The organism is Bradyrhizobium barranii subsp. apii (assembly GCF_011516635.5).
Classification (GTDB): domain Bacteria; phylum Pseudomonadota; class Alphaproteobacteria; order Rhizobiales; family Xanthobacteraceae; genus Bradyrhizobium; species Bradyrhizobium barranii.
The window spans coordinates 3,895,558-3,918,346 of sequence record NZ_CP096255.1 but is presented as its reverse complement, the minus strand read 5'-3'; the positions used below and the strand labels follow the sequence as shown (position 1 = coordinate 3,918,346).

Here is a 22,789-nt window from a genome sequence, read left to right as displayed (position 1 = left end):
GGACGTCGCGCGAGCGTCGCCCGGCGCCGGGTATCAGGCGGGGGTCGGCTGAGACGTCCCCGTCAATGCGTGCATCGATAAGCGCCGGCGCATTCGCCGTGCCGATCAGTCCAGATAATCTGCCGGAAGAAATGGGGATGTATGATGCTGACATGCTGCGCCCTTGGTGATTAAGGACGCGATACTTGGGCATGTCGCCTCACGGGGAGATCGCACATCCCCGTAGCGGCGAATTAAAACCCGGATGGCCGAACTGTCAACCTGCTTAAGTCGGGGAATTCAGAAGTCATCGGAGGCACGTCACGAGGATAGCGCCGACGGTTTGGAACCTTTGGCACGTCGAGCAAAAGACCCGCATACAGGCAGCATCTAAAGTTCGTAACACCCGCGCGGAGCAATCCGTCGCGGTTTTCTTCATGTCGGAGAAAAGCGAGCCATGATCGAAGGATCGTCATCGTCTCCCGCCGCTCGAAGCCGAGTGGACGTAAGTTTGCAACGCCCGAGGTTCTAGACTAGCCTGTCCCTCAGCCCCACGCCCTGCCGTAAGCAGGTGTGAAGCTCCCCGCCACGACGGACTACGGGCAGGTCTAGTTTTGCGCACCAGCGCATTTTTTCCGTCGTGACCATGCGAAACAATTCCGCCGCGTTCGGCTCGGGCGCAATCATCGGTACCTTGGGCGGCCTCATCGGCCTCGGGGGCGCCGAATTTCGTCTGCCGCTACTCATCAGCTTGTTCAGGTTTCGCGGTCTTGAAGCCGTGGTCCTCAACAAGGCGACGAGCCTGATCGTGGTGGCCAGCGCGCTGCCATTTCGTGCCCGCGCCGTTCCCTTTGCCGAAATATATGCGCATTGGCCGGTCATCCTGAACCTGCTGGCTGGCAGCCTTGTTGGCGCCTATGCCGGAGCATCCTGGGCGACGCGCCTCAAGTCCGAAACGCTCTACAAGATCATAGCGGTCTTGTTGCTGCTGATCGCAGGTGTGCTTCTGTTCGCACACAACACTGCGGCAGCAACCGCCCCGGCGCTGACTGGCATGTACCTGATTGATGTGGTGGAACGGCCCGCTCCGACAGCATCATCGTGCTAAAACGTGGTCGTTGTTCGAACGCCACAAGGAGGGACCGTTCCATGAAGCAGGTTAGCACCATCGGGTTGGATTTGGCGAAGCACATTTTTCAAGTTCACGGCGCGGGTGCCGATGGCTCGCCGGTGTTCAACCGGAGACTACGGCGCAGCGAGGTCCTGCATTTCTTCTCGAAGCAGCCGGCCTGCCTTGTCGGAATAGAAGCCTGTGGCAGCGCTCACTATTGGGCACGCGAGATTGCAACTCTCGGCCATGAAGTGCGGCTGATCCCACCAGCTTACGTCAAGCCGTTTGTGAAGCGTGGAAAAACGGATGCGGCGGATGCCGAGGCCATCAGCGAAGCCGTGACTCGCAAGACCATGCGCTTCGTTCCGATCAAAACGGCCGAGCAACAAGCCGGAATGATGGTCCTGAAGAGTCGCGCACTTCTGGTGAAACAGCAAACGCAGACGATCAACGCCCTGCGCTCGCATCTGGCTGAGTTGGGCATCATTGCCGCCGCCGGCCGGACAAAGGTCGAGGCGTTGGTTGCAATCGTACGGGATGTAGCAGATATCCGCTTGCCTGCGGCAGCGCGCTTCGCGCTGACGGCAATTGCCGATCAGATCGAGGCTCAGGCGGACCAGATTGACAAGCTCGAGCGAGCCATTGTTGCCGCGGCAAGGACCGACAAGGACATGCGCCGACTGACTACCATCCCCGGCATTGGAGCCATTACAGCGGCGACCATCAAGGCGCTGGTGCCAGATCCCGGCGGCTTCAAATCCGCTCGTCACTTTGCTGCCTGGCTGGGACTGACGCCGCGACAGCATTCGAGTGGGGGCAAGGAGCGGATGGGGCGAATCTCGAAGATGGGAAACCCCGAACTTCGGAGCCTCCTCGTTCTTGGGGCGACATCCGTCCTGCGAATTGCCCGGAAGGCTGATCGGGCGCCGCCATGGTTGAAGTCGTTGCTCGCCAGACGTCCGTACAAGGTGGCAGCGGTCGCACTGGCCAACAAGACAGCGCGAATTGCCTGGGCGCTCTTGAACAGGGGCGGGATTTATCGGCATCCGGAGACGCTAGCGACGACTACGGCTGCCGCTTGATGAATACAGCAGTTGTCAAAGATATCTGACCGGCGCGGGCCGGCAGAGGGCAAGGAGCAATAACAGGCGATGAACCCACGGGACGAAATCCCGACACGAGTGAGGCTGGCGCGACAATGCGCTTCAAGCGCGTCTGATTGATTTAGCCCCTTGTGTCGCGGACTTCATCGAGGCCAGCGGTCATGCGCCGCGCTTTACAGGCCGTATACATGACCGCACCGCTCCCATGTGTGAAGTCGACTGAGAAAGCTCTTGCGCCCGCGGGCCGTTCCATACATGTCGCGGGTGTAGCGGCAGGCTTCGTGATTGGCATCGTGGCGTCGTTGCTCGGCGTTGCCGGTGGAGAATTCCTGATCCCCACCCTGATCCTGCTGTTCGGCGCGGACGTGAAGCTGGCAGGCAGCCTCTCACTCGCGGTAAGCCTTCCGACGATGCTGGTGGGCTTCGCGCGCTATAGCCGCGATCAAAGCTTTTCAGTGCTCCGCGCCAACTGGCAGTTCATGCTTGCAATGGCGATCGGATCGATCGTCGGTACATTCATCGGCGGCTTGCTGCTCGGTATTGTCCCGAATTCGATTCTTTTGCCGGCATTGGCTGTGATCCTGGTCATCTCAGCCGTGGAGATATGGCGGCACGAGTAGAGCTGGCTCAGGCGTGATGCGTTCGATCCATCTGCGCCCAGAGCAGCGCGAACGGACCGAGCGCAATTCCCGCCGCAAGAACGATGAACGCCAGCAGCCAGCCGGTCGCGCTCTGCGGACCGCCGGCCGCGTCGAGCGCGGCGCCGGTTCCCCAGGCTCCAACTGCCGACAGACCGAAGCCGACCGTCGAATGCAAGGCCAGGGTCGCGCCGCGATGTTCGGAAGTCGCCGCGGCAGACATGCCGGCAGTCAACGCACCTGAATCGGCGGGCACGGTCAGGCCATAGGCGAGGAGCAGCAGTGCGAGCACCCATGCCGGCGCCGTCGCGTTGAGCCCGATGATAAGTGCGACGCAGGCCGACGCGATCATGACGACCGTGATCGCCCGATGGCGGCCGAATTTCAGCGCGGCCTCGTTGCCGAGGATGCTTGCGGGCATCGAGATCACCGCAAAGCAGAAGCTCAGCACGACGGGGCTCAACCAAGACGGCGCGCCCTGGTGCGCAACGACGAAGGTCCAGAACCCAACCAGCCAGGTGCGGATGCCGTAAAGCTCGAAGCAGTGCGCGCCGTAGCCGAGGATGTAGCCGAGCGCCTCGCGGTTGGCGAAGACGGGTGCGAAGTTGAGCAGACGCCCCGCCTTCGGCGCGGGCCGCTGCTCCCGCATCAGAAGGCACGCGACGACCATGGCGACGGGACCGAGGCCGGTGACGAGGAAGGCGGTGCGCCCCCCCCCAGCGGTCGGCGATCAGTTGGGCGACCAGGAACGAGAGGCCGACGCCGACCGAGAAGCTCGAGGTGTACAGCGTAACGGCGCGCGAGGTGTCACCGGCGGGAAGCCGGTCCGTCAGCGCCTTCAGGCCCGGCATGTAGGCGCCGGCAAAACCAAGTCCTGCAAGGGACCAGATCGCGGTCGCCGACCAGAACCCTTGCGCGAAGATTCCGAACGCTGCGGTCGCGAGCCCGCTGACGATCGAGCCCCAGAGCAGGACAATCCGCGCGTCGATCCGGTCGGTCAACGTCGTCAGCACGGGCACCGCGAGCATGTAGCCGAATGCATAACCGCTTGCCATCAAGCCGCCTTCGGCCGCCGACAGTCCCCACTCCGGCATCAAATGCTGCGCCAGATTTGCGGACAAGGTCACATGCGGCAGCAGGTTGCCGACCTGCCCTATGCACATCACCGCAATCAGAGACCGACCGCCGAGCTTACGAATTTTGTTCTCCTACCTGGAGAGGCGTTGAGTTTGCCCGCTCCGTACGAAGCAGCAAGAGCGCGAAGAAGGCCGAGACCGAGACGAGCGCACTGATCCACAGCGCACTGCTGCCGATGTGCTCCACCATCAGCCCCAGTGCGAGCGGCGCGGCGGCACCCGTCAGTCTAGAAGGCAGCGAGATCATGCCGACCCGCCTGCCGAATCCGGCCGGCCCAAACAGCGCCAATGGAAGCGTACCACGGGCAATGGTGATGATGCCGTTGCCCGCTCCGTACAACACCGTGAAGGTCGACGCCAACAAGGGTCCGCCCATCACCAGCGCAACGACGCCGATCGGATTCATCAGCATGGCCAGCCTCGCCGAGAGCAGCGGATGAAACCGGGCGAGCCATCCTGCTTCCAACAGACGCGCGCCGACTTGTGCAGGCCCGACTAGCGCGCCCGCGAGCAGGGCCTGAGCCGGTGTCGCGCCGAACGCAACCAGCATGGTCGGCAGAATGGCCGAGATGCCCGAACTGACGAAGCTCGCTGCCGCGAACATGTAAGCCAGCAGCACCATCGCGAAGGTCTCGCTCTGGCGTCCGGATTGCTGGATTGCACCCGGCCCCGGTCGAGCCTGCTGGTCCAATGGGACGGCGCGCGGCAGCGAGAGATTGAGCGGCAACGCAACAGCGATATGGATCGCCGCCCATAGCTGACAGGCGACGCGCCAGCCGTACTCCGACGCGAGCCAGGTCGTGAGGGGCCAGCCGAGCGTGCTGGCGAAACCGGCGATCAGCGTGATGCCGGTGATGGTTCGTCGTGCATTGGTACCGTAGATGCGCGCAAGCGTCGCAAAGGCCGCCTCATAGAGGCCCATGCCCATGCCGATCCCGAGCAACGCCCAGGCCGCAATCAACACCGTCACGCCATGGGCCACGGACAGCAGGGGCAGGCCTGCCACAAACACGAGGTTCGAAATGGCAAGCAGGCTGCGCCCGCCAAACGTATCGATGGCATGCCCCACGCGCGGGCCGAGCAGGCCAGAGATGACGAGCGCTCCCGACAGCGCTCCGAACACGTAAGTCGGCGCGAGACCGAGATCGCGCGCAATCGGCGCAGCCAGGATGGCCGGGAGATAATAGCTCGACGCCCATGCAACCGTTTGCGCGGTGCCGAGCGCGGCGACGACGCCGAGCGGGCCTCGGGCTTGGCCCGCGAGAACTTGCTTCATGAACAACCACACCCCGAAGCGCCGGCCTTCTTGGCGGTTTCGTCGGCAGCACAGCAGACGGACAAATCCTGCTTCGCCGGCCCGCCGCAACATCCCGATGCGGTCCCGGCGGCCTCGACACCGCCACGTGTGCAGACGCCGGTCTCCGGCAGCACAAGCTCCACCCTCGCCGCCGCCTCCTTGTCGCCAGCGAGATCGGCCGCAATCGAGCGAACCTGCTCATAACCCGTCATCATCAGGAAGGTCGGAGCGCGGCCGTACGACTTCATGCCAGCCATGTAGAAGCCCGCTTCATCATGCGCGAGCTCGCGCGCGCCGTGGGGACGCACCGTCCCGCAGCTATGCTCGTTGGGGTCGATCAGCGGTGCCAGGGCGACCGGTGCCTCGATGGCGGGATCGAGCCGCAAACGCAACTCAGACAGGAACGAGAAGTCAGGACGGAAGCCCGTCGATACGATCAGCTCGTCCACGACCACGCTTCGCCCACCGCAACAGGACCCTGCCATGATCTTGAGGCGACCTTCGGAATCCGAGAGGTGCGTGACGCCGAATTCGGTTTCGACCTTGATCTTCCCGGAGGCAACAAGCGCGGCGAAGGCACTGCCAAGTTCGCCGCGCGCCGCGAGTTTATCGTTACGGCCGCCGCCAAAAGCCTTCGCGGGATCGGCGCCACGCAGGAGCCAGACAGGTTGCGTGCCCGGTACCTCGTCGGCGAGATGTACGAGATCGATGAGAGTACCAACCGCGGAGTGGCCCGCGCCCAAGACAGCAACGGTCTTGCCTGCATATCTAGAGCATTTTCCGACCGGAAAGAATCGGGTGGGGATTCCCAAAACGGCGCGAGTCAGATTCAAGCTGCATGCTGGCGAGGGAGGCCAGCATGTATGGCCAGGGCGCTTTCGGTTGATCTTCGCCAAAGGGTGGTAGCCGCGATTGACGGTGGCATGTCCTGTCGACAGGCTGCTGAGCGCTTTGGTGTCAGCGCGGCCAGTGCAATCCGCTGGCGCGGTCGCCTCAAGAAAGTTGGCGACATCGTTCCTAAACGCCAGGGCGGTGACCGCAAATCGCAGCGCATCGAAGCGCATTCGCAATTGATTCTGGAGGCGGTGACAGCGAGGCCGGATATCACGCTTGCCGAGTTGCGAGAACTGTTGAAACGTCATGGAATATCGACTGGCATCGCGTCGCTCTGGCGTTTTTTCCAGCGCAGAAAGATCACACTTAAAAAAAGACAGCGCACGCCGCCGAGCAACGGCGCGGCGATATAAATGCCGCACGTGAGGAGTGGTTCGAAGGGCAAATCGACCTTGACCCTGAGCGTCTCGTCTTCATCGACGAAACCAGCGCCAACACCAAAATGGCGCGGCGTTACGGGCGCTCGCCACGCGGCGAGCGATGTCGTGCAGCTATCCCACACGGACATTGGAAGACGACGACGTTCACCGCTGGATTGCGCTCCGACGGTCTGATCGCGCCGCTTGTTCTGGACGGTCCAATGGATGGCGACGCTTTCCTGGCCTACGTCGAGCAATTGCTCGCCCCATCGCTGCGGCCGGGCGATACCGTTATCATGGACAACTTGCCCGCTCACAAGGTCCATGGCGTTCGAGAGGCCATCCAGGCGGTCGGAGCTAGCCTGCTCTATCTTCCGCCCTACAGTCCAGACTTCAACCCGATTGAAATGGCCTTCTCCAAACTGAAAGCGCTGTTGCGGGCCGCCGCAGCCCGCACCATGCCCGATCTCTGGCAAGCAATCGCCAACGCTCTCAAACGCTTCTCACCCGAGGAATGTCAAAATTATCTCGTCGCGGCTGGTTACGACGCAACGTGATCGGAAAACGCTCTAGAACGAGCGACACCCCGGACATCCGGCATGCCATAGGCGACACGGTCGCCGTATTCGGGCTCGCCGATCGCCGGCAAGCCATTGCGGCCGGCCGGATTGGGGAAGAACCAAGTGCCTGAGGTATCGATCACGGCATCTGCACGCAGAACCTCGGGCCCCTTGCCGTTCTGATAGCGGATTTCGAAAGGCGCCTGCTCGCGCCCCCTGGTCTTCGCCTTGTCGAAGCCGACGCGGGTGATGGCCGAGACGCGGCTGGAGGTCCGGATCACATCGCGTAGCGACGTTCGCGTCGCGAGCGGCGTCAGGTATCGGTCAAGCAGTTCGCCGCCGGTCGGATAGGATTGCGGGTCCGGCGAATTCCATCCCGTCGGTGCAAGCAAGCGCGCGGCGGCCTTGTCGACATTGTATTCCCAAGGCGAGAACAGCTGGACCTGCTGCCACTGGCGGACGGCGTGTCCGGCTTCGGGTCCGGCCTCGAGCACAACAGGGGACATGCCGCGTTCCAGCACGTGTGCGGCCGCAGCCAGGCCGACCGGCCCTGCCCCGACAATGGCAACTGTCTTTCCGCCGCTCATTTCGCTACTCTCATCTTTCTAGAATTATCGAATAACTCGGCCAAAAAAATCAGGCCGCCGTTTTGGTATCCTTGCATTCGATTTCGTCGGCACAGCACTCCGACACCAGGAAATCCACCAGGCCCCGCATCCCGTCGTAGTTCGCATGGCAGACCAGGGTCGTGGATTCGCGGACCTGACTAATGAGCCCGACCGCAACCAGAGACTTGATGTGATGAGATAGCGTCGATGCCGGGATCTTCAATTTGTCCTGCAAGCGACCGACGGGCATGCCCGGCTGTCCAGCCCGGACCAGGGCCCGATAGATCTGAAGCCGGGTCCGGTTGCCCAGGGCTTCCAAGCGTGCTGCTGCGTCGTCGATCTTCATGACCACAAGATGCGCCGATCCACCCTCGCCGTCAACCGTATTTCCAGAATATTGGAAATATGGGAGAGACCACCCCCGGCGGAGCGGCTTCAGCAGCACTTTCCGTTCTGCTGGATCGGCGGACAAGGGACCGATCCGTACGAACAGAAGACGCAGCAATCGCCGCTCGTCGGCTTGCGCCGGGTCCCGCATCCCTTGCAATCGTAGAAGAACTGACAGGCGTCAGTCGGCATGGTTTCGGCTGACGCGTGATGACAGACCGGACACGTAATGACCGATTGGGTTTGCATTGCCGGCTTTCCTCGATCGCGAGACAAAGCCCATTCTAGTCGTTCAGCGTAACCGCGGCCAGTTCGGAAATTGGATTGCGATTAAAACTATAAAACTAGTATTATAGTTGTAATTCTCTGGAGTTTGCGGTATGCGGGAACCCATGAACCGCAAAATCGCTGCACGTTGCCTGGCCGAATTAGGCAATCTGACGCGCCTGGACATTTATCGGCTGCTGGTTCGGGCCGGGCCGCCCGGCCTTAACATCACCGATATCCAGACCCGTCTCGATGTACCGGCCTCAACGCTCGCCTTTCATCTGCGCGGGTTGGTCACCGCAGGCCTCGTCGCCCAGGAAAAAAATGGACGCACGGTGATCTGCCGCGCTCAATATGATCGCATGGATGGAGTCATCGCGTTCTTGCGCGAGCATTGCTGCGAGGGATTTGCGAGTGATGTGCCGGCGGCGGTGACGCGCCGGGCGAGTTGATCCCGTGCGGATGGTGAGCCCCCGAACGTCGGCTCTCCATTATGGCTGGATCGTCCTGGGCGCGGGCACCTTCGGCTCGTTCATGACCCTGCCCGGCCAAACGGCAGGCGTTTCAGTTTTCTTCGATCCCATCACTGCCGATCTTGGCATCTCGCGGACATCGGCCTCGATCGCTTATGCAGTGGGAACGCTTGCGGGAATTCTGCCCGCACCTGCGATCGGTCGCTGGATCGACCGGCGTGGACCCCGCCTGACGGCGACCATCATCGCCGGTGGCCTCGCCTTGGCCTGCGCCCTCATGGCGACAGTTCAATCCGCAATAATGCTGCTCGTCGGATTCGCACTGTTGCGTGGCGCGGCGATCGGCGGCCTTAGCCTCGTCAGTCAGCAGGTCGTCAATCTGTGGTTTGTGCGTCGGCGCGGGATTGCCGCTGCGGCGGCCAGCCTCGGGCTCGCGACTGGTTCCATGATCTTTCCGAAACTCATCGATGCTCTCATCTCGCTCTACGGTTGGCGAGGCGCCTATCTCGCGCTTGCCGGACTTGTCGCCCTCACCATTCTGCCGGTTGCTGCCGCGCTGTTTCGCGATCGGCCGGAAAAATTCGGCCTCAGCACGGACGCCGGGCTGCTAACGGCCGCAGAATATCCTCGGAAGGAGCCCTCGTTCACGCGCGAACAGGCGCTCCGTACCGGCGTATTTTGGCTGCTGTGTGCGGCAGGCTTTCTGACCAATGCCATCGGCACCGCGCTCTTGCTCAATCATTTCTCCATCATGCAGACGGCCGGGATCGCACACAGCGACGCACTGCTACTGTTGTCGCTTCTTGCCGGCGTTCAGGCTGTTGCGACACTCGGCACCGGATTTCTGGTGGATCGCTATGAACCCCGGCACCTGGTTCCGCTTGCGATGTTCATGCTTGCGCTGGCGACGGCTCTTCCGGCGTTTGGCAACGGCGTCGCCATCAGTGTGCTGTATGCGTTGAGCCTGGGAGGGGCGTACGGTTCGCAGCAAGCTATCAACGCCGCTGGCTATGCGCAGTATTTCGGCCGCGACCATCTCGGCGCAATCAGGGGCGCGTCGTTCGTGTTCGGCATTGCCGGCGCGGCGTTCGGTCCTCTGCCTTTCGCGGCAAGTGTCGATTGGACGGGAAGCTATGCCGCCGTCCTGATCGGTTGCTGCATGCTCTGCATTGTCTGTGGCGCCGGAGCATTCGCCGTCAGACGACCGTCCTCGTCGGCCGAGTCGATGATGAATGAAAAGCTAGGAGTAGCGCCATGACGGTCGGAGAAACGACGATCGTGGCGGGTATCGAAATTCCTTCGACCGACCCCTTCTTTCTGGCGGTAGTCCTGGGGGTGCATATCCCCCTGGGCCTTGCGTGCGTTGCGATCGGCGCAATCGCGATGTTGAGTCAGAAGCGTCGCGGGCGTCATTCGAGGCTTGGAACGACCTATTTCTGGTCCTGCTGGCGCTCTTCGCGTCCGCGACGCTACTGTCGCTCATGCGCTGGGCCGAAAACTATCACTTGTTCGTTCTCGGTGCGTTGTCATTCACTTGCGCCTGGATCGGGCGCACCGCGCTCCGGCGCCGCTGGTGGTATTGGGTCAGGCTCCATATCGCGGGGATGGGCCTGTCGTACATACTGATGCTGGTTGCTTTCTACGTGGACAATGGAAAGCAGCTTCCGCTTTGGAAGGACCTGCCTCATTTCATGTACTGGCTGATACCTTTTGCGGTTGGTATTCCGCTCATCGTTCGCGCGCTTCTGTGGCCGCCGTTGGCGCCAGCCCGCCATAATTTTCACTCGATGCGGTAACTTGCGATGCGCGCCAATTGATGTGCTCAAGCCAATGTTGCCGAATAACTCCTTCCGACGCGAGACGGGCTCTCCGGATTTCGGATTGACGAACATCTTATAATTCCATAAATCTGGATATATGGAAACTGAAGAAGCCGTCCTCGCGCTCGCCGCCCTGTCACAATCGACCCGTCTGGAGGCCTTCCGGACGCTGGTCCGACACGAGCCCGATGGCCTTGCGGCCGGCGACCTCGCACGTCTGCTGGAAGTCCCCCCGAATACCCTTTCGGCTCATCTCTCGATCCTGACGCGTGCCCGCCTCGTCACCTCCGAGCGACACAGCCGTTCGATCGTCTATCGCGCCAACCTTGCGGAGTTCAGGGACGTTGCGGTTTTCCTGCTTCGGGATTGCTGCGGCGGCCGGCCGGAGGTTTGCGAGCCGGTCGTCGAAAGTCTCCAAGCCTGCTGCTCGCCAAAGCGAAAGGAGCGAAGCCGTGCCTGACCAGATGTACAATGTTTTGTTCCTGTGCACCGGCAATTCGGCGCGCTCGGTCCTCGCCGAGTCGATCCTTCGCAAGGACGGAGCCGGCCGCTTTCAGTCCGAGATCGGACGCTCCGAGGGCGCAACACATTCAACGCCGAAGGCCGGCTGATGGACAATTTCGATCTTCCACGGCGCCTCGCGGCCGAGGCGCTCGGCACCGGGCTTCTCGTCGCCACCGTCGTTGGCTCCGGCATCATGGCCGAGACGCTGACCAAGGACGTGGCGCTTGCGCTTCTGTGCAATACCCTGCCGACCGGAGCCATTCTGGTTGTCCTGATCACCGTGCTCGGTCCGATCTCCGGCGCGCATTTCAATCCCGCGGTGACCCTCGTCTTCACCGGCAAGCGCGAGCTTCCGGTCAACGAAGCCGTGCTCTACGTGATCGCGCAGATCGCCGGCGGCATCGCGGGAACGATGGCCGCGCATCTGATGTTCGGACTTCCCCTGCTCGATTTCTCGACGAAGGTTCGAACGGGAGGGCCGCAATGGTTCGCCGAAGCGGTCGCCGCCTTCGGTCTGGTCGCGACGATCCTCGCCGGCATCCGATTTCAGCGGACGGCGGTTCCCTGGCTGGTGGGCCTTTACATCACGGCAGCCTATTGGTTCACGGCCTCCACGTCGTTTGCAAATCCGGCGGTGGCCATCGCGCGGTCGCTGACAAACACGTTCTCGGGCATTCGTCCGACCGACCTGCCCGGATTCATTCTTGCGGAGCTCTGCGGAGCATTCGCCGGCATGCTGTTGATGAACTGGCTGCTCGGGCACTCCGGGGCCCGCGGCCCCGTACAAATTGCGGAGACGACCCGATGAGCGTGACGATCTACCACAACCCCGATTGCGGCACCTCGCGGAACACGCTGGCGATGATCCGGCAGAGCGGCGCGGAGCCCACTGTCATCGAATATCTCAAGACCCCGCCGTCGCGCGAGACGCTCAAGCAGCTGATTGCAGCGATTGGCATTCCGGTTCGCGAATTGCTGCGCGAGAAGGGCACGCCGTACAAGGAGCTCGGCCTCGCCGACCCCAAATGGACCGACGACCAGTTGATCGATCAGATGCTCGCGCATCCCATTCTCATCAACCGCCCGATCGTCGTGACCTCGAAGGGCACGCGCTTGTGCCGCCCTTCCGAAGCCGTCGTCGATCTCCTCGACAATCCGGTCGGCCGGTTCACGAAGGAAGATGGCGAGGTGGTCGAAGCGCGCCAGGCAACTCACCGCCCCTAACGCTCCTCGGTCGGAATCCGCGGCGGTTTTTTTCAGGTCGGAGCGGAGGTCGCCGTGAAGACCTCCGCTGCCCAGCCTATTCGGCGGCTTGCGACGTGCGCTCGGTCCATTCTTCGGCAGGAGCCGATCGTTCGCCCGGCGGAAGCCTCCGCCCCTTCACCAAGCCGAAAATTGCGGGGATCACGACGAGCGTCAGCAGTGTCGATGACGTCATGCCGCCGATCATCGGCACCGCAATGCGCTGCATGATCTCCGATCCGGCCCCGGTGCTCCACATGATCGGCAGCAGACCGGCCATGATGGCAACCACCGTCATCATCTTGGGCCGCACGCGCTCGACCGCGCCCACCATGATGGCGTCGTGGAGATCCCGGCGCGTCAGTGGCCTTCCCTCGGCGCTGCACCTAGCCTTGACCTCGGCCAGTGCGTGGTCAAGGTAGATCAGCATGACGACACCCGTCTCGGCGGCGACGCCTGCGAGCGCGATGAAGCCGACCGCGACGGCAACGGACAGGTTGAAGCCGAGCCACCACATCATCCAGATGCCGCCGACCAGCGCAAACGGCAGCGACAGCATCACGATCAGGGTCTCGGTCATCGCCCGGAAGTTCAGGTACAGCAGCAGGAAGATGATCGTGAGCGTCACGGGCACGACGATCTTCAGACGGGCCGCGGCGCGCTGCAGATATTCGTACTGGCCGCTCCACACGACGTAGGTGCCGGCGGGAAACCGGATGCTCTCCGTCACGGCGCGTTGCGCGTCGGCGACGTAGCTTCCGATGTCGCGATCCCGGATGTCGACATAGATGTAGGTCGCAAGCTGGCCGTTCTCCGTCCGGATCGACGTCGGCCCGCGCGCGGGTTCGACCTTCGCCACCTCGCCGAGCGGCACGGCGCCGCCCGACGGCATCGGCACCAGGATATCGCTGGCGATGGCCTTGGGGTTGTCACGAAGGTCGCGCGGATAGCGCATGTTCACCGTGAACCGCTGCCGTCCCTCCACGGTCGTCGTGACCGTCTGACCGCCGAGCGCGGCCGCGATGGTGTCCTGGACGTCCTGGATCAGGATGCCGTAACGGGCGAGCGCCTCACGGTCGGGAACGATCTCGAGATAATAGCCGCCGATGCCGCGCTCGGCGTAGGCCGACGAGGTGCCGGGTACGGTCTTGATGACGCGTTCGATCTGCTTCGCGAGCCGGTCGATCTCGGCGAGGTCATTGCCCATGACCTTGACGCCGACCGGCGTGCGGATTCCGGTCGAGAGCATGTCGATACGTGCCTTGATCGGCATGGTCCAGGCATTGGAGACACCCGGAAACTGCAACGCCTTGTCCATCTCGGCGATGAGACTGTCGACGGTAACGCCGGAACGCCACTGCTCCTTCGGCTTCAGGTTGACGATCGTCTCAAACATCTCGGTCGGGGCGGGATCGGTCGCAGTGGCTGCTCGCCCCGCCTTGCCGTAGACCGAAGCGACCTCCGGGAACGACTTGATGATGCGGTCCTGCATCTGCATCAGCTCGGCCGCCTTGGTGACCGAAATGCCGGGCAGCGTCGTTGGCATGTAGAGCAGCGTTCCCTCGTTCAGCGCCGGCATGAACTCGGTGCCGAGCTGGCGCGCCGGCCAGATCGTCACCGCAAGCACGACGAGCGAAGCCAGGATGACCAGCGTCTTGGCGCGCAGAACCCCCTTGATCACGGGACGGTAGACCCAGATCAAGACGCGATTGATGGCGTTCCTGCTCTCCGGGACGATCCTGCCGCGGACGAAGATCACCATCAGCGCCGGCACCAGGGTGACCGACAGCAAGGCCGCGGCAGCCATCGAGAAGGTCTTCGTGAACGCCAGCGGGCTGAACAATCGGCCCTCCTGCGATTCCAGCGTGAAGATCGGCATGAACGACACGGTGATGATCAACAGGCTGAAGAAGAGCGCGGGGCCGACCTCGGATGCTGCGTCGATCAGAACCTGCACGCGCGACTGATCGGGCCCCGCCCGTTCGAGGTGCTTGTGTGCGTTCTCGATCATGACGATGGCAGCGTCCACCATGGCGCCGATCGCGATCGCGATGCCGCCGAGGCTCATGATGTTCGATCCCAGCCCGAGCAGCTTCATGGCGCCAAACGCCATCAACACGCCGACCGGCAACATCAGGATCGCGACGAGTGCGCTGCGGACATGCAGTAGGAACACGATGCAGACGAGCCCGACGACGATGCTCTCCTCGAACAGGGTATGCTTGAGGGTATCGATGGCCGCGTAGATCAGGTTCGAGCGGTCGTAGACCGGCACGATCTCGACCGATTTCGGCAGGCTGCTCGCGATCTCCTGAACCGCTTCTTGACGTTTTCGATGACGTCGAGGGCGTTGACGCCGAACCGCTGCAGCACGATGCCGCTTGCGACCTCGCCCTCGCCGTTCAATTCGGCGATGCCGCGCCGCTCGTCCGGCCCGAGCTCGACGCTGGCGACGTCCCGCAGCAGCACCGGCGTGCCGTTGCTCGTCTTCAGCACGATGTTACCGAGATCGTTGATGCTCTTGATGTAGCCCTTGCCGCGAATGACGTATTCGAACTCGGAGAGCTCGACGGTGCGGCCGCCGACGTCGGCGTTGCTGGCGCGGATTGCCTCACGTATTTTCTGCATGCTGATGCCGCGGTCGCGCATCCGCTGCGGGTCGAGGACCACGTTGTACTGCTTGACGAAGCCACCGACGCTGGCGACCTCGGCGACGCCTTCGGCCTTGGCCAGCGCGAACTTCAGATTCCAGTCCTGGATCGTACGCGTGTCCGCCAGGTTCAATTCCTTCGATACGACGGCGTATTGGTAGACCCAGCCGACGCCGGTCGCGTCGGGCCCGATGGTCGGGGTGACGCCGGCGGGAAGCCTGGACGCCGCGCCGTTCAGGAATTCCATGACGCGCGACCGCGCCCAATAGATGTCGGTGCCGTCCTCGAAGATCACATAGACGAAGGAGACGCCGAAGAACGAGAAGCCGCGTACGACCTTCGATTTCGGTACGGTGAGCATCGCCGTCGTCAGCGGATAGGTGACCTGATCCTCGATCACTTGCGGCGCCTGGCCGGGATACTCGGTGTAGACGATGACCTGCGTATCCGAGAGATCCGGGATCGCATCCAGCGGAAGGTGAACCAGGGCGTAGAGGCCGGCGGCGGCCGCGAAGCCGGTCCCGAACAGCACGAGCAGCAGATTGCGCGCCGACCAGGCGATGATGCGGGCGATCATTTGTGATCTCCCGTTGCATTGCCAGGGCCGGCGTCGGTGGCCTGGGACGCCGCCTCGCCAAACCCCTTCAGCGCCGCCTTCAGGTTGCTTTCCGCATCGATCAGGAAGTTGGCGGAGGTCACCACCGCCTCGCCGTCCGCGAGACCATGGCGCACCTCGACATAGCCGCCGCCGCGACGGCCGAGCTTGACTTCCCGCGGTTCGAAACGCCCTTCCCCCTTGTCGACGAGGACGGACTGCCGGCTGCCGGTGTCGAGCACCGCGCTGTCCTGTATCGCCAGGACGGGCGCGGCATCGGCCGTGTCGATGTCGGCATCGACGTACATGTCGGGCAGCAGCACCGCGTCCGGATTGGCAAGCTCGATCCTGACGCGAACGGTTCGCGTGTCGCGGTTCACCTGCGGATAGACGACAGCGATTGTCCCGGTGAAGGTTCGGCCGGGGAAACTGCGCGCGCGCACCGCGACTGACTGCCCCTCCGCGATGTTGCCGAGATCGCGCTCGGCCACGTCGACCAGCGCCCAGACGACCGAGGTGTCCGCGATCCGGAACAGGACGTCGCCGGGATTGGCCCGCATACCTTCGATCGCGTTGCGTTCGAGCACGACCCCGTCGCGCGGTGCAGACCAGCGTATGGCGACGGGCGCGGTGTGCGTCTTGTCCATCTCCGCAATGACGGACTCGGGAACGTCGAGATTGGCCAGCCGCTGTCGCGAGCCGCGGCCGTACATCTCGACACCGCCGACCGTCTTGGAGGTGATCGTCGCGAGATATTCCGCGGCTGCGGACGCCACCGCCGAACTGTAGATCTCCATCAGCGGCTGGCCGGCCTTCACGCGCGTGCCGGTGGTCACGTCGGCGACCTTCTGTACGAAGCTTTCGGCGCGCATCGCGATCACCGACACGCGACGTTCATCGAGCTGGATCGTGCCGGGCGCCTTCACCGAGACCCGGATCGAGCGCCGCGCGACGGGCTCGGACTTCACGCCCGCGCGCTGGATCTTGCCGGGCGACAGCTTCACCGTGCCGTCGTCGGTGTCGTCGCCTTCGTAAACGGCGACATAGTCCATCCCCATCGGATCCTTCTTTGGGACGGTCGACGTATCGGGCAGCCCCATGGGATTGCGGTAGTAGAGGATTTTTCGCGGCGAAGCCGCCTGCGCCTTCGGTAGCGCCGGCGCGCCGGCCGTTCCATCTTCGTCGTAGACCGGCAGATAGTCCCGCCCGCGGTCGTCGTTCTTCGGACCAGCGGACCAGAGCGGCGCACCGCTTGGATCGCGGTAGTAGAGCGGCGTTGGCTCCGCGGCAGCCGCAGCCGATGATATGTCGGCCTCAGCGAGCCAGCCCGCACCGTTCGAATGCCAGTAGTAGCCGGCCAGGACCAGGCCACCGCCCAGCGCAAGTGCCGTCAGGAGACGCAGCGTTTTCATGTCGTGTATCCGCGCGCCCGGGAGCGCGCGTCCGTGTGAATGAAAAAGGGGAATGTCGGGCGCCGCCGGGCAGCGCCCGAACGCTCACTTGACCGCCGTGACGATCACCTTGCCGGTGACGGTCTCCGGTTCGCCCTGCACCTTCACGGACAGCGTCATCTGGTAGCGGCCGGCCATCGGCAGGTCCGTCTTGAAGGCGTACACACCCGGCTCCCTGGACGGCAGCGGCGCGACCGCCGATTCCATCTCGGCCATCCCGTCCGGGGCCATGTCGAGGCGGGTCTTGAAGATGACCGCGTCCGGTATCGGCTTGCCGGTCTGCTTGTTCGTCAGGCGAACGGCGAGCGTGACGTCTTCGCCGTTCTTCATCTGCGGAGTGACGGGCTCGAAGGCGTAGTCGCCCGCGCCCGCCATCGCGGCGGAAGCGGCAAGCGAAAGGGTGGCGGCGAGAGCCGCGGTGCTGATCTTGGAAAGCATTGTCCTGTCCTCATGAATTGATCTTTCGCCGTGGCGCGTGAAGCGCGCACGTCAGTCGTCGTCGCGAGCAGGCCTGCCGCTCGCGTCTCGGGCTTTGCGAGATCAGATTCGAGGAGGTCGGAAAGGAGGACTGCCGCCGCGGACGGAAACGACCTGATCCGGGGGGATAGCCATCGTGCTGGCCATGACGGCGAGACGTTCGAACGCCACGGGCCGGACATCACCGAGCGCGATGATTCCGCCAACGCAGCAGAAGCCCATCCCGCACTTGTAGCCGCCGCTATGGGAGCCCGTTCCCTTCATGTCGGGACAACAATCGTCCATCGACATCTCGGCGTCGCCGCTCACGTGCATGGCCGTCTGCATGCCATCCGGCGACATTGCGAGGTTCGCCGCGGACGCGCCAACCGGCAGCATCGCCAAGGATATGGCGATGGCGACTGCCAGGATGGTACGGACGAACTGCATCAATATCGACTTGCCTTGTCGGGCCGGAACTCGGCCTCAGTAGCATATTCGGACACCAAAGGCAGTCATTGATCGTGGTCAAGCGTTCGTTACCCAGGCTCGCAAGGAGGCCGGGTTGGACGTTTCGACGCAGCCCCTCGGACTATCGTGCAAAACAGCAACACAAGGCCACCATCGACCGACCGGCCCGTCGAACAGCCCGCGCGGATGTTGACGCGCTCATCCCCTGATGCCAGTTTCGTGATCGGTAGTGTCCGCAAGGACTCTTCAAGGGAATGCGGTGCGTCCACCTCAGTGGGCAATTCCGCGGCTGCCCCCGCAACTGTAGGCGGATAGTCGACGACCAAACAAGCCACTGGAGCCCCGCTTGGGCCTCTGGGAAGGTGGTCGAAGGCGATGACCCGCGAGCCAGGAAACCTGCTGCCAGCCATGGTCACGCGCGAACGCATTGGGCGGGGTGCCCTGATGTCGGACAAGTAGCCGGTGCATCCGCCGCCTGGGGCGAAGGTGGATGACTAAGGCAACCGCGGTGACGGTTTGTTTGCGTCGCCGCAGAGCGTTGTCGTGCAAAATCTTCATTTCCGTGCTGGCGCGAGGCCGGCGTTATCGCCTGCTTTCCTGATTACTCTGCTCTCGTCGGTGTCCTTGTCGTCCGCGGCGCTCGCGCAAAGCGCGGCGCAGGACAACCGCTCCCGGGAGGTCGGTCCGGTGATCGTGTCGCCGCCTGCGCCGCGACAGGCTCCTGCCGTCAGCCCGGGCACTCAGAAGCAGCGCGCGGCCCGGCGCGCCGCGGGACGCAATCGTGGCGCCCCTGCTGTCGCCGTTCCGGCCACGCAAGCTCCGAGCGGCCCGGTGCAGACGCCGCTCAACACGGCAGCCGTCACCGACGTCGGCTCCCGGCTCGGCATCACGGCGCGCGAGATGCCGGCGACCGTCGAGGTCATCAGTCAGCGGACGATGCAGGACCTGGGCATCCGGACCACGACCGACGTCGCCAAGGCTGCAGTCGGCGTCACCGGCGGCGATGCGCCCGGCGCGCCCGCCATCTTCTCGATGCGTGGCTTTTCCGGCGACCAGATCTCCACGCTCTACAACGGCATCCCGATCGGGCCGTCGACCATGACCGGCCGTCCCATGGACGTGGCTGGCCTCCAGCAGGTCGAGATCATCAAGGGACCGGACTCGCTGGTGGCGGGCCTCGGTGCGACCGGCGGCGCCATCAACTACGTGAACAAGGCGCCGCACACCGGACCAATCGTCAACGACGCCTTCACCTCCTACGATTCCTTCAACGGCTATCGCGCCGGTTACGGATCGGGCGGCAGCACGCTGATCAACGGCCTCGACTACCGCTTCGACATCAGCCATTTCAACAACAAGGGCTTTATCGACGACACCTATTCGAAGCTCAGCAACGTCTCGGGCCAGCTGAACTATCGCGTCAACGAGAACCTGAGGATCTGGGGCGCGACCGAATACAGGCAGGACAACGACCGCTTCTACTGGGGGACGCCGCTGGTGCCGGCGAACGCGCCGGGCATCGTGCCGACGTATGGCGTCGTCTCCGGCCTCTGGAGCAACTATTACCTTGGCGGCGGCACGCCGGTCCCGGTCACCATCGACGCGCGCACGCTGACCACGAACTACAACGTGCTCGACAATCACAGCGGCGCCAACGAGCTCTGGCTGCGCAGCGGCTTTCAATGGGACATCACCAACAACATCTCGCTGAAGAGCCAGGTCTATGGCTATGACGCCCACCGGCACTGGTTCAACAACGAGATCTCGTCGTTTGACCAGACCGTAGGCAATTTCGCAGGCGCGCAGAGCATCTACCGCGAGCGCCTGGCGCTCGATCACGCACAGCGACTCTACGGCAACATCACCGACCTCACCGTCAATTCCAATCTCGGCGGAATGGACAATCGCTTCGTCGCCACCGTGGCGGCGAGCAGCAACCAGTTCAACGTCTCGCAGGACACGCTGTTCTTCAATGACTACGTCGACCTCCTCAATCCGGACCGCGGCCTCTACGGCCCGCGCAGCGACGAGAAGATCTACACCCATCTCGACACCGCCTCGCTGTCGTTCGAGGACCGGCTCAAGCTGACCTCGACCTTCGCGCTGATCGGCGGCATCCGTTTTGAGAATATCGAGCTGTCGCGGACCCGCTTCGACGAGAATGGCCTCCTGAAAGCCAGCTATCCTTTCTCGAAGACGTTCAATCCGGTCACCGGACGCATCGGCTACACCTGGGACATCGCGCCCGGCGTGATGCTTTACAGCCAGTACGCGACGGCAGCCGACCCGACGGTGGCGAACATCTTCATCCTCAGGCCCACGACGCCGCTGCTGCTCACGACGTCGCGAACCTACGAGACCGGCGTGAAGCTGCTGTCGGCCGACAAGCGCGCGGAGGCCACGTTCTCGGCCTTCGACATCGAGCGCAAGAACGTCTACGTCCCCGAAAGCGGCATCCTCTTCAACGTCGCCGGCAAGATGGCCTCCAAGGGCATCGAGATCGCCGCCGCGGTCAATCCGGTCGGCGGCCTGAAGCTGTGGGGCAACGTCGCCTTCGTGCAGTCGCGCTTCATCGACTTCACCTATGTCGACGGCAATGGCGACTTCCAGTCCTATTCGGGCAAGACGCCGCCCAACGTTCCCAACTTCATCGCCAACGCCGGAGCGTCCTACCGCTTCGATACGAAGCTGCCGGTCGAGATCGGCGGCCTCGTGCGTCACGTCGGCGACCGCTTCAACTTCCAGGACAATCTGGTCACGATGGACGCCTACACGATCTTCGACGCATACGCGTTCGTCGACATCCCCAAAGCCTATTTCCCGGGCGTCGACCAGACCCGGATCAGCTTTCGCGTGAGGAACCTGACGAACAAGCTTTATGCAGCCTGGGGCGATCCGGGTTACACCGACCAGATCATCCTCGGCGCGCCGCGCAGCTACGAGATCGCGGCTTCGTTCAAATGGTAGTCGCGGATCCCCTCGCCCGCGCCGTGGCAGGAGTTGTCACGCGACAGTAGGACGCAATCGCAAATCGATTGCGCCGTTGAAGCCGCAGGTCTCGAGAGCTATCGATCAACGAGACCTGTCTTCCATCGGGAGGAACGCATGAGCACCATCACCGGCGGTTGTCACTGCGGCGCGATCCGCTATCAGGTCGAGGGCGAAGCGATCGTGCATGCGCTGTGTCACTGCCGCGATTGCAGGCTTCACGCGGGCGCTCCCGTCGTCGGCTGGACGATGTACGCGGACGATGCCGTCAAGGTGACCAAGGGCGAGCCCAAGGTGTATCACTCCTCGGAACATGCCCGGCGGCACTTTTGCGGCGACTGCGGAACCGGCCTGTTTTATGTCAATGCCGACATGTTACCCGGGGTCATCGACGTCCAGAGCGCGACCTACGACGATCCCGATGCCGTACCGGCGACGATGCACATCCAGGTCGCAGAGCGCCTTCGATGGATGGAGCGCGCGCACGAACTGCCGACATTCGACCGCTATCCTCCGCCACCGTAGCGGCGCGCGCGAAGCGTTCGCCATCTGGATGGAACCGCACAAACACCATCTTGCAACGGCCGCACGATCTCACGTAGATTGATCGGCGTGGGGACGAAGCAGACTCCCCGTGAGACCTCGGTCCAAGCTCTGCGCAGCACGCCATTCGTGGAGCTTGCGCATGGATACCGAACGCCACCCTCCTCTCCGCCATACCGTTGCCATCCTCTCCCGCGGCGACGCTGCCGCGCGCCGGGACACGACGGCGCAAAACAGCCGCTTCGTCCGCGTTTTCGAAGCACTCGCCGCGGTCGGCATCGAAGCCCGGCCGGTGATCTACGACGAGATCTTCGCCGACGCCGTCCGCGATCAACTGCTCGCCGTCGATGGCGTGCTCGTCTGGGTCGATCCGATCCATCAGGGCAAGACGCGCGAGGCCCTCGACCCGCTGCTTCGCGACGTTGCGGCGCAAGGGCCATGGGTGAGCGCACATCCCGACGTGATCCTGAAGATGGGCGTCAAGGACGTGCTCTACCGAACGCGTCATCTCGGCTGGGGAGCCGACACGCATCGCTATGACACCGCCGCAAGCTTCCGCGCCGAATTTCCTTCGCGCCTTCAGGCGAACGGTCCGCGCGTGCTCAAGCAAAATCGCGGCAATGGTGGCCGAGGGGTGTGGAAGGTGGAGGCCCTGCCCAACGCGGACGCCATGGTTCGCGTACTGCATGCCCAACGCGGCAGTCTACCCGAAGACGTACCGCTCGATGCCCTCCTCGCCCGCTGCGAACCGTATTTCGGATGGGGCGGCTGCATCATCGACCAGGCGTTCCAACCCCGTCTGCCCGACGGCATGATCCGCTGCTACATGAGCGGCGCCAAGGTCGCGGGCTTCGGGCATCAATTGATCAAGGCCCTGATCCCGCCGCCGCCGGAAGGCCCCGACGCACCTGAGGCGCAGCCGGGCCCACGGATCATGCACGGACCCGATGCTTCGCAATTCCAGGCGCTCCGAAGATCGATGGAGAACGAATGGACGCCGCAGCTGATGGACATGCTCGGCATCGACGAGCCGTCGCTGCCAGTGATCTGGGACGCGGACTTCCTGTACGGGCCCCGCGACGCCGCCGGCACCGACAACTACGTCCTGTGCGAAATCAACGCGAGCTCATGCTTCGCGATTCCCGACGACGCACCGGCGGCAATCGCCCGAACGGTGAAGTACCGCTTGCTCCGGACTCGAGCAGTGCGTTCGGGCGCATAGCGCGGAACAGTAGGCCGGCAGCCGTGCTGTGACG

Annotated in this window: 17 protein-coding genes, 7 pseudogenes and 1 riboswitch; of the genes and pseudogenes, 14 read left to right on the top strand and 10 right to left on the bottom strand. The window is 63.4% G+C overall.

The window, feature by feature from the left end; translation table 11 throughout:
- Nucleotides 1-625: 625 nt before the first annotated feature.
- The 3 genes and pseudogenes from HAP41_RS18540 to HAP41_RS18530 form a co-directional block, all read left to right on the top strand.
- A pseudogene (locus HAP41_RS18540) lies at nt 626-1,033 on the top strand (TSUP family transporter); the annotation flags it as partial.
- Nucleotides 1,034-1,128: 95 nt separating this feature from the next.
- Nucleotides 1,129-2,172: an IS110 family RNA-guided transposase gene (locus tag HAP41_RS18535; protein WP_166073103.1), complete on the top strand. Its 1,044-nt coding sequence runs from the start codon at nt 1,129-1,131 to the stop codon at nt 2,170-2,172.
- Between the two features lie 278 nt (nt 2,173-2,450).
- Nucleotides 2,451-2,813 (top strand): annotated as a pseudogene (locus HAP41_RS18530) (TSUP family transporter); the annotation flags it as partial.
- Nucleotides 2,814-2,820: 7 nt separating this feature from the next.
- On the opposite strand, the pseudogene HAP41_RS18525 reads toward HAP41_RS18530, so the two are convergent.
- The 3 genes and pseudogenes from HAP41_RS18525 to HAP41_RS18515 form a co-directional block, all read right to left on the bottom strand.
- Nucleotides 2,821-3,994 (bottom strand): annotated as a pseudogene (locus HAP41_RS18525) (MFS transporter).
- Nucleotides 3,995-4,022: 28 nt separating this feature from the next.
- Nucleotides 4,023-5,243, bottom strand: coding sequence for an MFS transporter (locus HAP41_RS18520; RefSeq protein ID WP_166105931.1), 1,221 nt, complete (start codon nt 5,241-5,243; stop codon nt 4,023-4,025).
- Nucleotides 5,240-6,037 (bottom strand): annotated as a pseudogene (locus HAP41_RS18515) (Rossmann-fold NAD(P)-binding domain-containing protein); the annotation flags it as partial. The pseudogene HAP41_RS18515 and the gene HAP41_RS18520, both read right to left, overlap by 4 nt.
- 90 nt (nt 6,038-6,127) lie before the next feature.
- Between HAP41_RS18515 and HAP41_RS18510 the strand changes: the two are divergent.
- A protein-coding gene (locus HAP41_RS18510; RefSeq protein ID WP_166091987.1) for an IS630 family transposase occupies nt 6,128-7,074 on the top strand; the annotation gives its coding sequence in 2 pieces (ribosomal slippage) (nt 6,128-6,467 and nt 6,467-7,074; 948 coding nt in all).
- Here the strand turns inward: HAP41_RS18510 and HAP41_RS18505 are convergent.
- From HAP41_RS18505 to HAP41_RS18495, 3 genes and pseudogenes are all read right to left on the bottom strand, one after another.
- Nucleotides 7,065-7,664 (bottom strand): annotated as a pseudogene (locus HAP41_RS18505) (NAD(P)-binding domain-containing protein); the annotation flags it as partial. The gene HAP41_RS18510 and the pseudogene HAP41_RS18505 sit on opposite strands and share 10 nt — an antisense overlap.
- A 49-nt stretch (nt 7,665-7,713) precedes the next feature.
- Nucleotides 7,714-8,031 (bottom strand): ArsR/SmtB family transcription factor, encoded by a 318-nt coding sequence (locus HAP41_RS18500; protein WP_166105933.1) that lies wholly within the window; start codon nt 8,029-8,031, stop codon nt 7,714-7,716.
- A gap of 89 nt (nt 8,032-8,120) precedes the next feature.
- Entirely contained in the window at nt 8,121-8,321 is a 201-nt protein-coding gene (locus HAP41_RS18495) for a GDCCVxC domain-containing (seleno)protein (protein WP_224580804.1), read from the bottom strand.
- A gap of 143 nt (nt 8,322-8,464) precedes the next feature.
- Between HAP41_RS18495 and HAP41_RS18490 the strand changes: the two genes are divergently transcribed.
- From HAP41_RS18490 to arsC, 7 genes and pseudogenes are all read left to right on the top strand, one after another.
- On the top strand, nt 8,465-8,791 hold the full coding sequence (locus HAP41_RS18490; protein WP_166098457.1) for an ArsR/SmtB family transcription factor: 327 nt from the start codon (nt 8,465-8,467) through the stop codon (nt 8,789-8,791).
- Between the two features lie 10 nt (nt 8,792-8,801).
- Entirely contained in the window at nt 8,802-10,070 is a 1,269-nt protein-coding gene (locus tag HAP41_RS18485) for an MFS transporter (protein WP_224581023.1), read from the top strand.
- A 100-nt stretch (nt 10,071-10,170) separates the two neighbouring features.
- Entirely contained in the window at nt 10,171-10,608 is a 438-nt protein-coding gene (locus HAP41_RS18480; RefSeq protein ID WP_166098467.1) for a hypothetical protein, read from the top strand.
- A 121-nt stretch (nt 10,609-10,729) separates the two neighbouring features.
- Nucleotides 10,730-11,092, top strand: coding sequence for an ArsR/SmtB family transcription factor (locus HAP41_RS18475; protein WP_063984569.1), 363 nt, complete (start codon nt 10,730-10,732; stop codon nt 11,090-11,092).
- Nucleotides 11,085-11,222, top strand: a pseudogene (locus tag HAP41_RS18470) (arsenate reductase/protein-tyrosine-phosphatase family protein); the annotation flags it as partial. The gene HAP41_RS18475 and the pseudogene HAP41_RS18470, both read left to right, overlap by 8 nt.
- 20 nt (nt 11,223-11,242) lie before the next feature.
- Entirely contained in the window at nt 11,243-11,944 is a 702-nt protein-coding gene (locus HAP41_RS18465; RefSeq protein WP_166098476.1) for an aquaporin, read from the top strand.
- Complete coding sequence (arsC, locus tag HAP41_RS18460) at nt 11,941-12,360, top strand: arsenate reductase (glutaredoxin) (RefSeq protein ID WP_166098479.1); 420 nt, start codon at nt 11,941-11,943, stop codon at nt 12,358-12,360. Before HAP41_RS18465 ends, arsC begins: the two co-directional genes overlap by 4 nt.
- 76 nt (nt 12,361-12,436) lie before the next feature.
- Here arsC and HAP41_RS18455 read toward each other — a convergent pair.
- The 4 genes and pseudogenes from HAP41_RS18455 to HAP41_RS18440 all read right to left on the bottom strand — a co-directional run bounded on the left by HAP41_RS18455 (nt 12,437) and on the right by HAP41_RS18440 (nt 17,981).
- Nucleotides 12,437-15,606: pseudogene (locus tag HAP41_RS18455) on the bottom strand (efflux RND transporter permease subunit).
- On the bottom strand, nt 15,603-17,036 hold the full coding sequence (locus HAP41_RS18450; RefSeq protein WP_166098482.1) for an efflux RND transporter periplasmic adaptor subunit: 1,434 nt from the start codon (nt 17,034-17,036) through the stop codon (nt 15,603-15,605). Before HAP41_RS18450 ends, HAP41_RS18455 begins: the two are co-directional and overlap by 4 nt.
- A gap of 84 nt (nt 17,037-17,120) precedes the next feature.
- A complete protein-coding gene (locus HAP41_RS18445) occupies nt 17,121-17,513 on the bottom strand; it encodes a FixH family protein (protein WP_166098485.1) in 393 nt (130 codons plus the stop codon).
- A 102-nt stretch (nt 17,514-17,615) separates the two neighbouring features.
- Nucleotides 17,616-17,981 carry a hypothetical protein gene (locus tag HAP41_RS18440; RefSeq protein ID WP_166098490.1) on the bottom strand — a complete coding sequence of 122 codons (366 nt, stop codon included), beginning with the start codon at nt 17,979-17,981 and terminating at the stop codon, nt 17,616-17,618.
- A gap of 231 nt (nt 17,982-18,212) precedes the next feature.
- Nucleotides 18,213-18,420, top strand: a riboswitch (cobalamin riboswitch).
- 125 nt (nt 18,421-18,545) lie between these two features.
- On the opposite strand from HAP41_RS18440, the gene HAP41_RS18435 reads away from it, so the two are divergent.
- From HAP41_RS18435 to HAP41_RS18425, 3 genes are all read left to right on the top strand, one after another.
- Nucleotides 18,546-20,969, top strand: coding sequence for a TonB-dependent receptor (locus HAP41_RS18435; RefSeq protein WP_166098497.1), 2,424 nt, complete (start codon nt 18,546-18,548; stop codon nt 20,967-20,969).
- Between the two features lie 138 nt (nt 20,970-21,107).
- Nucleotides 21,108-21,515 carry a GFA family protein gene (locus HAP41_RS18430; RefSeq protein ID WP_166098503.1) on the top strand — a complete coding sequence of 136 codons (408 nt, stop codon included), beginning with the start codon at nt 21,108-21,110 and terminating at the stop codon, nt 21,513-21,515.
- A 160-nt stretch (nt 21,516-21,675) separates the two neighbouring features.
- Nucleotides 21,676-22,755, top strand: a complete 1,080-nt coding sequence (locus HAP41_RS18425; protein ID WP_166098508.1) for a Cj0069 family protein — start codon at nt 21,676-21,678, stop codon at nt 22,753-22,755.
- Nucleotides 22,756-22,789: the final 34 nt, after the last annotated feature.

Coding starts and splice junctions, on each gene's coding strand:
- HAP41_RS18440 (WP_166098490.1), bottom strand. CDS start 17,981: ATGCAGTTCGTCCGTACCATCCTGGCAGTCGCCATCGCCATATCCTTG.
- HAP41_RS18425 (WP_166098508.1), top strand. CDS start 21,676: ATGGATACCGAACGCCACCCTCCTCTCCGCCATACCGTTGCCATCCTC.
- HAP41_RS18450 (WP_166098482.1), bottom strand. CDS start 17,036: ATGAAAACGCTGCGTCTCCTGACGGCACTTGCGCTGGGCGGTGGCCTG.
- HAP41_RS18500 (WP_166105933.1), bottom strand. CDS start 8,031: ATGAAGATCGACGACGCAGCAGCACGCTTGGAAGCCCTGGGCAACCGG.
- HAP41_RS18430 (WP_166098503.1), top strand. CDS start 21,108: ATGAGCACCATCACCGGCGGTTGTCACTGCGGCGCGATCCGCTATCAG.
- HAP41_RS18495 (WP_224580804.1), bottom strand. CDS start 8,321: ATGCAAACCCAATCGGTCATTACGTGTCCGGTCTGTCATCACGCGTCA.
- arsC (WP_166098479.1), top strand. CDS start 11,941: ATGAGCGTGACGATCTACCACAACCCCGATTGCGGCACCTCGCGGAAC.
- HAP41_RS18465 (WP_166098476.1), top strand. CDS start 11,243: ATGGACAATTTCGATCTTCCACGGCGCCTCGCGGCCGAGGCGCTCGGC.
- HAP41_RS18535 (WP_166073103.1), top strand. CDS start 1,129: ATGAAGCAGGTTAGCACCATCGGGTTGGATTTGGCGAAGCACATTTTT.
- HAP41_RS18520 (WP_166105931.1), bottom strand. CDS start 5,243: ATGAAGCAAGTTCTCGCGGGCCAAGCCCGAGGCCCGCTCGGCGTCGTC.
- HAP41_RS18490 (WP_166098457.1), top strand. CDS start 8,465: ATGAACCGCAAAATCGCTGCACGTTGCCTGGCCGAATTAGGCAATCTG.
- HAP41_RS18485 (WP_224581023.1), top strand. CDS start 8,802: ATGGTGAGCCCCCGAACGTCGGCTCTCCATTATGGCTGGATCGTCCTG.
- HAP41_RS18475 (WP_063984569.1), top strand. CDS start 10,730: ATGGAAACTGAAGAAGCCGTCCTCGCGCTCGCCGCCCTGTCACAATCG.
- HAP41_RS18445 (WP_166098485.1), bottom strand. CDS start 17,513: ATGCTTTCCAAGATCAGCACCGCGGCTCTCGCCGCCACCCTTTCGCTT.